The 11,584-nt window shown below is 34.4% G+C and carries 9 protein-coding genes; 2 read left to right on the top strand and 7 right to left on the bottom strand.

All coding sequences use genetic code 11. The annotated features are described in order from the left end of the window. Positions 1–4 precede the first annotated feature (4 nt). Genes EL158_RS02805 through secA form a run of 4 tightly spaced genes read right to left on the bottom strand, consistent with a single transcriptional unit; the run spans position 5 to position 6,662 of the window. Positions 5–1,192: an ABC transporter permease gene (locus EL158_RS02805; protein WP_027304151.1), complete on the bottom strand. Its 1,188-nt coding sequence runs from the start codon at positions 1,190–1,192 to the stop codon at positions 5–7. Continuing rightward, the gene (locus EL158_RS02800) at positions 1,189–2,133 is read right to left on the bottom strand and encodes a restriction endonuclease subunit S (RefSeq protein ID WP_027304150.1); all 945 of its coding nucleotides are present in this window, start codon (positions 2,131–2,133) and stop codon (positions 1,189–1,191) included. Before EL158_RS02800 ends, EL158_RS02805 begins: the two co-directional genes overlap by 4 nt. Beyond that, positions 2,120–4,033, bottom strand: a complete 1,914-nt coding sequence (locus EL158_RS02795; protein ID WP_027304149.1) for an HsdM family class I SAM-dependent methyltransferase — start codon at positions 4,031–4,033, stop codon at positions 2,120–2,122. Before EL158_RS02795 ends, EL158_RS02800 begins: the two co-directional genes overlap by 14 nt. A 31-nt stretch (positions 4,034–4,064) precedes the next feature. Continuing rightward, positions 4,065–6,662 carry a preprotein translocase subunit SecA gene (gene secA, locus EL158_RS02790; protein ID WP_027304148.1) on the bottom strand — a complete coding sequence of 866 codons (2,598 nt, stop codon included), beginning with the start codon at positions 6,660–6,662 and terminating at the stop codon, positions 4,065–4,067. A 160-nt stretch (positions 6,663–6,822) separates the two neighbouring features. Here secA and lolA point away from each other — a divergent pair, with 160 nt between their 5' ends. Continuing rightward, positions 6,823–7,329, top strand: a complete 507-nt coding sequence (gene lolA, locus EL158_RS02785) for a LolA-like outer membrane lipoprotein chaperone (RefSeq protein ID WP_034955963.1) — start codon at positions 6,823–6,825, stop codon at positions 7,327–7,329. Here lolA and EL158_RS02780 read toward each other — a convergent pair. After that, positions 7,326–8,012: a hypothetical protein gene (locus tag EL158_RS02780; protein WP_027304146.1), complete on the bottom strand. Its 687-nt coding sequence runs from the start codon at positions 8,010–8,012 to the stop codon at positions 7,326–7,328. The two genes, lolA and EL158_RS02780, sit on opposite strands and share 4 nt — an antisense overlap. A 12-nt stretch (positions 8,013–8,024) precedes the next feature. Beyond that, positions 8,025–9,347: an ATP-dependent DNA helicase gene (locus EL158_RS02775; protein WP_027304145.1), complete on the bottom strand. Its 1,323-nt coding sequence runs from the start codon at positions 9,345–9,347 to the stop codon at positions 8,025–8,027. 49 nt (positions 9,348–9,396) lie between these two features. Here EL158_RS02775 and EL158_RS02770 point away from each other — a divergent pair, with 49 nt between their 5' ends. Then, the gene (locus EL158_RS02770) at positions 9,397–10,734 is read left to right on the top strand and encodes an SH3 domain-containing C40 family peptidase (protein WP_027304144.1); all 1,338 of its coding nucleotides are present in this window, start codon (positions 9,397–9,399) and stop codon (positions 10,732–10,734) included. Here the strand turns inward: EL158_RS02770 and EL158_RS02765 are convergent. Then, positions 10,709–11,572: a D-amino-acid transaminase gene (locus EL158_RS02765; protein WP_027304143.1), complete on the bottom strand. Its 864-nt coding sequence runs from the start codon at positions 11,570–11,572 to the stop codon at positions 10,709–10,711. The genes EL158_RS02770 and EL158_RS02765 overlap by 26 nt on opposite strands. Positions 11,573–11,584 lie beyond the last annotated feature (12 nt).

The raw sequence follows: 11,584 nt of genomic DNA, 5'->3' as shown, positions 1-11,584 counted from the left end.
TAAATTATTCATTTCTTAAAGTATCTAAAATATTCACTTCAGTCGCCTTTTTTGCAGGGTAAAATGAAGAAAGAGCAATGATAAATAAAGCTCCCATTAAGGTTAAAATAAAATCTAAAATAGATAAATCAAGCGGTAATTTTGAAGTGCCATATACATCAGCAGGTAAGGACACAAGGTCAAAATTCCCCAAAAGCCACAAAGCTACAAAGGCTAAAATCACCCCACACACCATACCACTACCCCCTATTAGCATACCAAGAGCAAAAAAGCTTTTTTTAATCTCCTTTTTACTTGCACCAAGTGCGAGTAAAAGGGCTATTTCACTGCGGCGGTTCATCACTATCATTAAAAGCGAACTTACTATATTAAGCCCAGCAACAAGGATAATGAGCATTAAAACGATAAATAAAGCCCTTTTTTCAAGCTCTAGGGCGGAGAAGAAATTTTGATTTTGCTCCCACCAGCCTATGGTGGCATAATCCTGCCCCAAATAAGCCCTAAGTTTTTCTATATCTTCAAAAGCATTTTCACTATAAATATGCACACCATCATAGCCCTCTTTCACGCCTAAAACCTTTCTAAGCGCCTCTGCCTTAACATACATATAAGCCTTATCGTAAAAAATAAGCCCGGAATTAAACTTAGCCTTCACATCAAAACGCTTAGTCGTAGGAGTGAGAGAAAAGCCACTAGGATTTAAATTTGAAAAGATTAAGGAAAGTTTATCATTTTTTTTAAGGCGAAATTCCTCCGCTAAAGCCCCACCTATGAGTATGTCATAGGAGCTTAAATTCGTATCTTTGAGGGCATCTTTAACAACCTCATTAATCTTCTTCTCCTCTTCAAAATTCACACCAAAAACAACCCCACCCTCAAAACGATTATCCCCCTTAGCGATGACTTGAGTGCTAAGATAGGGACTAAAAAGCAAATGTGGAAATTCACGCCTTAACTCCGCTACAAATTCATCATCAACGGGTGCGTAAAATTTCGGCATTATGGTAATGGGATAATTCATCACAAAAAAGCGTTTTTGAAATTCCTTATCAAAGCCGTTCATTATCGCCATAGCGACCAAAAGCACACAAAGCCCCACGCACACACCCAAAAACGCCAAAAGCATAGAAAGATTGATAAAAGGTTGCTCTTTATCAAAACGAAGGTATTTAAAAAGTAGATAACGCGTCATATAAACTCACTATATTTTAAAGTTTTGATATACGCACTCATAAAAGCAAAGTCAGGCTTCATCTCGCCTTTTTCTTTAAGGGCGGGCAATTTAATAAACTCATTTTCAAATTTGTTAAAAAAAGCTTTTCTGCCAAAGCGGTAACGATATTTGTTTTGAGAAATGATTGTAGCAATAAAAAGAGCTGAGTATTTATCCATTTTAGAATGTTTAAAGATATTAATCTCATCACTAGCACTAAATTCACCTTCCACATAAAAACAATCTCCAAAGGTCGTATAGATTAAAGCGTTTTTCTCCACAAAAACGGGATTTGTAATTTTATCTGTCAAGCCATTATCAAGCTCTGATGCCGAAAAATAAAGCGTTTGTTTTTCATTTAAATCGTGTTCTCTGTCCTCGCTTTTAAGCCTCTTGCCTCTTATGATTTTTTCAAAAATATCTACCATTTTAAATTCACGCCAAGTGGAAAGCTCTAAATCAAATTGTGTTCTAGTTTTTGAAATAAATTTTTTCTTCAAATCACTAATATTTAAATTATAAACCCACAGAGGAATTTTACTTGGCAGTAATAAATCCGCCAATTTATCAGCAGACGACTTACGCCCATAAGCAAAACGGAATGAATTTTGATTTAAGCAAGTGCAATAAAATAGCTTTTCACTTAGAAGCATATTTGAATTTTTAGGGATTAAAATTTTAACTCTGCCCCTCACATAAAAATCCCTTTCTTGCACAAACGCTTTTAAACCGCCAGCCCAACCAGCCACTGTAATAGAGCCTTTTGGGTAGAGCTTGTGCTTTGTATTTTTTTTTATAAAACCAACAATGCCATTATCCTCAAAACCAAGTGCTACAACAGGAATTTCTCCCTTTGTTTCCTTTTCAATCCACAAATCCCCACCCGTTTTAATATCAAATAAATCTTTAACCTTTATCATTTAAATTCCATTTTATAAGATGTGCCAAATAATCCCTCACGGTCTTTTCAAAATCTTCCCTAGTAAGCTTAGAATAATCCGTTTTAATATAAGCCTCAGCTAACCACTCATCTAAATGCGTTACTTTTTTAATTATGCTTAAGCCGTCAATTTGCTTTTTAAGTTGATAATTTTCTATCCACTCTTTTTTAATTTTTTGCCATCTATTATATTTATCAATCCTTCCCAGCTTTTTAGCCTTCACAAAACCATCGTCTTTATAAAAACCAAAATAGGTAAAATTTCTTATATTTTCCTCGTCCAAAAGCTCTTTTTCTCTTAAATTAACATTGATATAATGAGGCGTGTGGGCTTGCCAAAGCATAACGCAGGTATTTGTGTTGGCATTATTAGAATAAAAAATATCATCTGGCATTGAAAACACCGCTAAAAGAGAATGCTTTTTAAAAAGTCTTTCCCTTTCAAGTTTAAATTTATTCCCAATAGCACAAGATAAAGGCACAACAACGCAAACCAACCCCCCAGGAACAATCAACTCGCAAAGCCTCTCCACAAATTCCAGCTCGCTTTTATCTTTTTGAGAATAAGGAGGATTTAAAATCCCCACATTACAAACGCCCTTTAGCTTGTCAAATTCCTCATTAAAGCAATCGCCTTGATAAATATTACTCTTACCATCACGCCGCATAATCATATTGGTATTAGCCAAAGTATAAAGATCAGGGTCAAGCTCTATGCCATAAATTTGCTCTTTTTTTATCTGCGAAGCTTCTTTTTCGTTTGCTTGTTTTATCATCAAAACCATAGCCGAAACAAGAAAAGAAGCCGAACCGCAACAAATATCTAAAACTTTACTTTTCTTATTGACCCCAGCTATTTCACACATAAATTCACTCAAATGCGCAGGGGTTAGCACTATGCCAAGCCCCTTACCATCGCCACCTGTGTATTTGATAAATTCGTGATAAAAAATACCTAGTGCGTCTAAATTTGAATTCGCGTGATTAATCATAGGTCTAATTTTCATATCAAGCTCTTTAAGATACCAAAAAATAGAGCCTTTTTCAATCAAATGCTTTTCTTTAAGCTTGACATTATTTTCCACTTCATTAATGGCGTTTTCTATATTTTTTATTTTTTTATTTGTCAAATCTGCCTTATTTAACACTTCATTTAAAGCAAGTCTAAGGCTAGAATAAAGCGTATTAAAAGAATTAAAAGCATAATAATCCCTCCTAAAATCATCATTTTCTAAAGCAAGTAAAAGTCCTGCAATAAAAATAGGCTTATGTCTTTCGCTAATCTTAATCTCTCTTAAAGTATCGTGAAATTCCAAAGCTAACAAGCTCACCTTAGAAAGAGAAAATTCCCTGCTTAATCTCTCGCCTTTTAAAAGCTTTAGATAGTTTAAGGGATTTAAAATGATATTTTCTGTCTTTAAAAATACCTTTTCATCATAGCTTAAATTAGCACTTTTGGGAAAATATAAAGCCGTGCTTTTAAGCTCTTTCGTTCCGCTGACAGCTAGGGCTATAACATTAAAATACTTTTGTAAAAACTTAGCATAGTAAATCACCCCATCAAGTGCGTAAGATTTGGGTTTATTCAAATTCGCACTCCTATGAAAATTTGCTCCCTTTTTACACTCACAAATAAAAATTGTATCCTTATCCCTATCAAAAAGCGCTATAAAATCAGGCTGTGCTATACCATTTCCACCTTTTGAAAAATCCTCTATATCACAAAGATCAGGCTTACCACCCGCTTCCTTAAAAGCCTTTATAAGAGCTGAAATTTCTTTATCTACACTTTGCATAAAAAGCGAAAAATCTTCATTTTTACCAAGCTTTGCCTCAAAAGCATTAAGTATTAAATTTTCCGTATGTTTTTCATTTGCCATTTTGTTTAACCTTTCGAAATCTTAAAGAAGTTTAAGCTAAAAACCCCCTCTTAGGACCACTTTTTCCGTGGCATTCTTTAAATTTCTTTCCGCTTCCGCAAGGGCAAGGAGCATTTCTAGGCACTTTTTTAAATTCCGCTTCGCCTAAATTATCCTCACTCGCACCTATTTGTGCGGTATTTTCCAAAAATTCCTCATTTTCCTTGCTTACCTTTTGCTCTAAATTTTCCACCTCTTTTTGTGAAAACTGCACACTAAAAAGTAGCTTAATGCTATCAAATTTAATGCGCTCAACAAGCTCTAAGAAAAGATTGTAGCTTTCTTTTTTATATTCCACCAAAGGATCCTTTTGATTATACCCTCTAAGTCCTATGCCCGTTTTTAAAATATCCATTTGATATAAATGCTCTCTCCAAGCATTATCCAAAACTTGCAAATACAAAATTCTCTCGATATTTCTCAACTGCTCCTTCGCAACTTGTGCCATTTTTTCTTCATAAGAGCGTTCCAAAATTTCGCTTAATTTCTCCTCCAAAGCGACCAAATCAAGCTCCTTAAAATCCGCCTCATTAATCTCAGTCGCAAAATCGTGAGCTATTTTTTGCTTTAAGGCTTCAAAATCGTCCAAACTCTCACCCATCATCATGGAATTTAGGGTATTTTGTGCGTATTCTTTAATATTTTGCGAGATTTTTGCCCTAATGTCATAATTTTCATCTAAAAGCTCATTGCGGTAACGATAAATCGTCTTTCTTTGCTCATTTGCCACATCATCATATTCTAATAAGTGCTTACGGCTTTCAAAATGCAAACTTTCCACCTTTTTTTGTGCATTTTCCACCGCCCTTGTAACAATGCGACTTTCAATACTCTCGCCCTCTTTAATGCCAAGTCTTTCCATAATGCTCTTAATCTTATCGCCCCCAAAAATTCGCAAAAGATTATCCTCAAGGCTTAAATAAAAACGACTCGTCCCAGGGTCCCCTTGACGACCAGAACGCCCACGAAGTTGATTGTCTATCCTACGGCTCTCGTGCCTTTCCGTGCCGATGATGTAAAGCCCCCCAAGCTCTCTAACCTCATCATTGATTTTTATATCCACTCCACGCCCTGCCATATTAGTCGCTATGGTAACCGCACCTTTTTTACCTGCATCGGCGATGATTAGGGCTTCTTGCTCGTGATTTTTAGCATTTAAAACATAATGGGGGATTTTTTCTTTTGCCAACATAGAGTGAAAAACTTCACTTCTTTCTATACTTGCCGTCCCCACAAGCACAGGCTGTCCCTTAGCATTTGCTTTTTTAATCTCATCAATCACGGCTTTAAATTTTTCCTCTTGAGTTTTATAAATTAAATCGTCCCTATCCTGCCTTTTAATAGGGATATTTGTGGGGATAGAAACAACATCTAAATTATAAATTTGTGAAAATTCTGTCGCTTCTGTTTGAGCTGTGCCTGTCATACCTGCTAATTTATCATACATTCTAAAATAATTTTGAAAGGTAATGTCAGCTAAAGTTTGACTTTCTTCTTGGATTTTCACGCCCTCTTTCGCTTCTAAAGCCTGATGAAGCCCCTCGCTAAAACGCCTCCCCTCACTAAGTCTGCCCGTAAATTCATCGACAATAACAACTTCATTACCCCTTAAAACATAATGCACATCTTTTTCAAAAAGATTATGTGCCTTTAAGGCTTGATCAAGCTGATGTGCTAAAATCGCATTATCAAGGCTGTATAAATTCTCCACGCCAAAAAGCTTTTCCGCCTTTGCTATACCCTCCTCTGTGATTAAAATATTACGATTTTTCTCATCGACTATAAAATCGCCACTAGCCTTAACGCCCTTAGCCAAATCTTTAGCCTCTAATGACTCGCCTCTTTTAAGGGTTTTTGCCACTTCATTTGCTTTAATATAGCCATCAAGTGTGCGGTTCGTAGGACCTGAGATAATCAAAGGCGTCCTCGCCTCATCAATCAAAATGCTATCGACCTCATCGACAATAACAAAATGATGTCCCCTTTGCACCTTTTCTGCTTTAGAAAATTTCATATTATCGCGTAAATAATCAAAGCCAAATTCATTATTTGTGCCGTAAGTAATATCGCATTCATAGGCTTTTTTATGTTCTAAATCGCTATTTTGTGAAGACAGCACCACCCCTACGCTAAAGCCTAAAAAATGATAAATTGCACTCATTTGCTCAGCATCTCTTTTAGCAAGATAATCATTTACCGTTACTACATGCACACCCTTGCCACTCATCGCATTTAAAACCACAGGTAAAGTCGCCACTAAAGTTTTACCTTCGCCCGTTTTCATCTCGGCTATTTTACCCTCACAAAGCACCATACCACCGATGAGTTGCACATCAAAATGACGCATATTAAGCGTTCTCTTTCCCACCTCTCTTACTATGGCAAATACATCGTTTAAAAGCTCATCTAAGCTTTTCTTTTCGCTCAAAAGCTCCTCTTTAAAACTCGCAAATTTAGCCTTTAATTCCTCATCACTCAAATTTTCATAAACACTCTCTAGAGCATTGATTTGCGTTACTCTTTTAAGATATTTTTTAACCTCACGCTCATTTTTCGTGCCAAAGATATTTTTTAGGGTATTTAAAAGCATTTGAAACCTTTTTATTATTTTATTTTAAAGCGTAATTATAACGATTAATTGTTAAATTTAACGCACATCATAAGGCAAACTTAAAGCATATTTTAAATAATTGCCAAAGGCTTTTATTAACCAAGTTTCATTAAAATCGCCTAAAAATTAAGGAGGTAAGATGAAATTTTTTATCCTTTTAAGTCTAATTTGCGGTTTCGTTTTTGCTTATGATTTAAATTATGAAAATTACACAAGCAAATTTACTCAAAGTGTGAGTTCTAAAAATAGTCAATTTGACTATAAGGGACATTTTGTTTTAGAAAAGGATAGAGCCTTTTGGTCGTATGAAAGTCCAAGTAAAAAAGAAATTTATATTAATAAAAATGAAATTGTCATAGTCGAGCACGATTTGGAGCAAGTGAGCTTTGCAAGACTTGAAAAAATCCCAAATTTAAATGCCATTTTTAAACAAGCCAAAGAAATAACGCCTAATAAACTTAAGGCTAATTATGAAAATGTCGATTATTTTATCACGCTTTTTAATGATGAAGTCAAAAGCATACAATACACCGATGAATTTGAAAATAAAGTGCTTATCACACTTCATAAGCCTCAAAAAAATACCAAAATCAATTCTCAAATTTTCAAACCAAAATTTCCGCAAAATTACGATATCTTACGCTAATTTTGCGTAGTATTTTCATCGAGTTTTAGCTCAAAACCTGTCGTATTATTATCAAGGCTTAAGCCTTTTTTTATCTCTTCCTCGATGCTTTTAGAAAGCTCAAAAAGCTTAGGGTCAATCCTTTCATCTTCTTGCTTTTCTTCATCTTCATTTAAATTTTCAAAGAGTTTTGGCAGAGATAAATTATCATTTTGCTGACTCAAATTTGTTTCAATTTGTGGCACTTGCACCTTAGGAATTTCAAGCTTTGGTGCATTTTGCAAATCTTTCACACTTTCCTTAACCTCTTCTTTTAAATTCTTTGTATCTGTGCTTTCTAAAAAACGCTTAAATTCTTCAATGTCAAATTTCTCCACCCCACTCAAAGATAAAATATAAATGTCATTAAGTTTAATTTTATATTTTTTATCCGCAAATTTACTTAAAGTTTTTTTAAAATTATTCTTACCAAGTTCCGTGAAAATATCTTCGTAAAAAAAGCCGGAAATGACCGTATTAACACTATCGATAAGTTTTTTTTCATTTGCCTTAAGATTTTTCCCCTCAAATTCTAGGCTTATTTCTATTTTTTTAAGCACATTTGCCCCACTTTTTGAGTAAAGTTCTGTTCTTAATTTCTCAAGTTCTACCACTTCAGCCTTTAAAAATAAAAATGAAATTAAAAGCAATATGAATTTTTTCATTTTAACTCCTCTTTACAATTCCAAATCAATAAAATCATTTTCTTTATAAAAACAACTTACATTTTCATCAAATTTTAACGCTTTTTCAAAATAGCTTCTAAAATCCCAATTTTTAGAATATAAAATTTTAAGACTTTGAGGATTAGTCGCTCTTGAAAGTGCCACATAAAGCTGTCCATTTTCAAAAATATGGTCAATATCACACACAAGCTTTTCTATACTCATTCCTTGCGATTTGTGAATTGTAATCGCATAAGCTAATTTTATGGGATACTGCACCACACTAGCTCTAATGTTTAAATCAAGATCCTCGCCCTCCTCTTTAAATTCGCTAAGCTCAAAAATATAAGGCTCTAAAAGTATCATTTGTCCGTTATTTTTCATAATTTGCAATAAAATTCCTCGCTCATCTTCCACAATATCTTCGATAATTCCTTGCTCGCCATTATAATAATTTTGCTCAAAATTATTCATACAAAAAATAATTCTAGCACCCACTTTTATCTTAAGCTCCTCCAAAATCCCAAGCCCACTCACCCACGCCATAAATTGTCCATCGCTTAAATTTTCATCTTTTTTTTCAAATTTAGCCTTGAAATTTAATAGGGGTGCGTTGATTTTGGCTAATTTTTGCTCATTGATTGCATTAACCCTCTTATTAATCCCGCAAAGCAAAGTAAAACCATCATCTAAAGTTTCTAAATCCCAAGTTTTAATAAGCATTTTTTCAAAATAATCAAGCGTTTGTTCGCTTAAATAACCCTCACGCAAGAGCGATAAATGCTCATAAAATTCGGCATTATCTGTTCGTTTTGGCACGGAAAGTTTGACATTTTTAAGCCTTAATTCCTCCCAAAAAAGCGAAGCAAAAGCGTAGTAAGTATTGACAAATAGAGAATTTTGCTTTTCTTTAACCACAGGGGGCAACTGGAAAAAATCGCCCACAAGCAAAATTTTCCCAGAAAAGCCTGAATTTTTAAGCCTTAACGCTACCATATCAAAAATAGTCGCACTTACCATAGAGATTTCATCAACAATAATTAAATCGAGTTTAGAAAGCACTTTTTCAAGCTTTTTTAGCTTATTTTTTTGCAATCTATCATAATTTTTCAAATCCTCAAAATTTTCCATTCGCCCTAAACAAAAAAAGCTATGCAAAGTAACTCCGCCTACATTAAAAGCACTCAAAGCACTAGAGCCTAAAGCTACGAGTTTTTTATTTTGTTTTCTATAAGAAAATTTGAGTTGATTTGTTAAAAAACTCTTGCCAACACCAGCCCCACCACTTAAAAAAACATTACGATCTTGTAAAATTTTTTCTAATTTATCAAGCATTATATTTCCTTAAAGTATAATTATAACTATTTTTTGTAAAAGGTTTATTATGCGTTATATTTTGTGTTTTGTAGCTTTTTTATTTATGGCTTGCTCCACTCACAAAGCCCCTCAAAAACCTTTAGAAAATCAAAGCTTACAAAAAGTCAATTCCCCTTATGCTACCCTAGAATTTGAACAAAATTTAAGTATGCTTCCCGCTCTAAATAGCACCATAAAAACTAATCCGCAAAAATTCAAAACAGCCTTTTTTGCCCCTTGGCATAGTCATTTTAAACAATTTAAAAATACGAATTTATTTTGGTCTTTTAGCGGATATAAAAGCGGAAATTATTATTTTTTCAATAAACAAAAAATCCCCCTTTCGTGGTTCAACACTCAAATCAAAAATGCCAACATCAAAGCCCTAAATTCACTCAATCAAAAAGCCCTAGTCGTGCAAAATAGCATTTTAAAAAATTTCCCCACTCAAAAAGCGATTTTGAAAAATCCTTTTTTACAAGGGGAGGGAATTCCCTTTGATTATGCAAGCGATTCTGTTTTAAATGCTGGAAGTGCCGTTTTGATCTCGCATTTGAGTTTAGATAAACGCTATGCTTTTGTGATGAGTGAAAGTGGCTTTGGCTTTGTGGAGAGAAAAAATTTAGAACTTTTTGACGATAGAAGAGCTAAAATTTATGAAAAGCTCAATTTCATCACCCCACTTAAAGAAAAAATGCCTATTTTAGATGAAAGAGGACAATTCTTTTTTGAAACGAGAATGGGAGCATTGTATCCTTATTACAAAAGCGATGCGACACATTATTATGGAAAAATAGGCGCTAGAAAATATAAAATCGCCAAAAAAATCGCTTCGCCTTTTCCGCTAAAATTAAATGAAGTCAATTTAAAAAACCAAGTCGCCGAGCTTTTGGCTTTACCTTATGGCTGGGGCGGGTATGATTATGAGCGTGATTGCTCCTTATTTTTAAGAGATATTTTCGCGGCTTTTGGAATTTATTTACCGCGAAATTCTTTAGCTCAAAATAAAAGCTTTAAAAATTTCGATATTAGTTTTTTAAGCAATGAAGAAAAAAAGGCGGTTTTAAAACGCTTCGCAAAGCCTTATGCAACGCTTCTTTATATGAGAGGACACATTATGCTTTATGCAGGAGAAATCGACCATAAAAGCGTAGCATTACATAGCATTTGGGGCTTGCGTTTAGATGAAAAGCAAAGACTTTTAATAGGACAAAGCGTCTTCACAAGCCTAGAAATAGGCAAAAATCAAATTCCAAAAGAAAATTTACTCCTTAGCAAACTCTCACACCTTAGCTTTTTAGAACTTAGCGATTATGAAGCTTTAGAGCTTAGCGATTATCTTACTGGGCTAAAGCCTCCTTTGTGATTTTTTCGATATATTTAGCTCTAAGTTTTGGGACATATTTGCCCACCTTTCCGCCATTTATAAGCTTTCCATCCGCTTTTACCACGCTAAGAAGCAAAAGTGTGGCTGCTGAGATAAAGACTTCATCAGCCTCATAGACTTCTTGCATACTAAAGGCTCTTTGTTCGATTTTTAAGCCAAGCTCTTTAGCAAATTTGAGGATATTTAATCGTCTAATACCCGGCAAAATAGCGTTTGAAAAAGGTTTAGTAATGAGAGTTTGATCTTTAATGATAAAAGCAGAAGCACTTGAAGCTTCATTAACCTTACCATCTTCTATCATAAAAGCCTCAAATGCCCCAGCCTCAACGGCTTGTTCTTTAGCATAGCACTGTGCTAAAAGGGATATGGCTTTTATATCACGCCTCTTCCAACGCAAATCAGGCACACTAATCACACTCACCCCCTCTTCAAATTCGCTCTTTAAAACACTGCACTCAAAAGCAAAAGCCATAATAGTAGGCTTAAGATTTTTCACAAAGCTAAATTCCCTAGACGCCACGCCTCTGGTTATTTGCATATAAACTCCGCCTTCTTTTAAGGAATTTTTAGCAATCAAATCTTTTAAAATATCTTCAAATTCCTCTTTTTTGTAAGGCAAACTAAGCTTAATCGCCCCCAAGCTTCTCTCAAATCTCTGCCAAAATTCCTCCTTATCGACCATTTTAGAAAAAACAATAGGCACAACTTCATAAATCCCATCGCCAAAAATAAAACCCCTATCAAAAATGCTAATTTTAGCCTGATCTTTGTGTAAAAATTCTCCATTTAAAAAAACAATCTCTTTTTCTTGCATCATTCAAAGCCTTTT

Source organism: Campylobacter upsaliensis, assembly GCF_900637395.1.
In the GTDB taxonomy this organism is placed as follows: domain Bacteria; phylum Campylobacterota; class Campylobacteria; order Campylobacterales; family Campylobacteraceae; genus Campylobacter_D; species Campylobacter_D upsaliensis.
Note: the sequence above shows the minus strand (reverse complement) of the source record. Positions and strands in the feature narration are given on the sequence as shown.

Bases quoted from the DNA above. Each gene is read 5' to 3' on its own strand.
- EL158_RS02805 (WP_027304151.1), bottom strand. From the start codon at position 1,192: ATGACGCGTTATCTACTTTTTAAATACCTTCGTTTTGATAAAGAGCAA.
- EL158_RS02800 (WP_027304150.1), bottom strand. From the start codon at position 2,133: ATGATAAAGGTTAAAGATTTATTTGATATTAAAACGGGTGGGGATTTG.
- EL158_RS02795 (WP_027304149.1), bottom strand. From the start codon at position 4,033: ATGGCAAATGAAAAACATACGGAAAATTTAATACTTAATGCTTTTGAG.
- secA (WP_027304148.1), bottom strand. From the start codon at position 6,662: ATGCTTTTAAATACCCTAAAAAATATCTTTGGCACGAAAAATGAGCGT.
- lolA (WP_034955963.1), top strand. From the start codon at position 6,823: ATGAAATTTTTTATCCTTTTAAGTCTAATTTGCGGTTTCGTTTTTGCT.
- EL158_RS02780 (WP_027304146.1), bottom strand. From the start codon at position 8,012: ATGAAAAAATTCATATTGCTTTTAATTTCATTTTTATTTTTAAAGGCT.
- EL158_RS02775 (WP_027304145.1), bottom strand. From the start codon at position 9,347: ATGCTTGATAAATTAGAAAAAATTTTACAAGATCGTAATGTTTTTTTA.
- EL158_RS02770 (WP_027304144.1), top strand. From the start codon at position 9,397: ATGCGTTATATTTTGTGTTTTGTAGCTTTTTTATTTATGGCTTGCTCC.
- EL158_RS02765 (WP_027304143.1), bottom strand. From the start codon at position 11,572: ATGATGCAAGAAAAAGAGATTGTTTTTTTAAATGGAGAATTTTTACAC.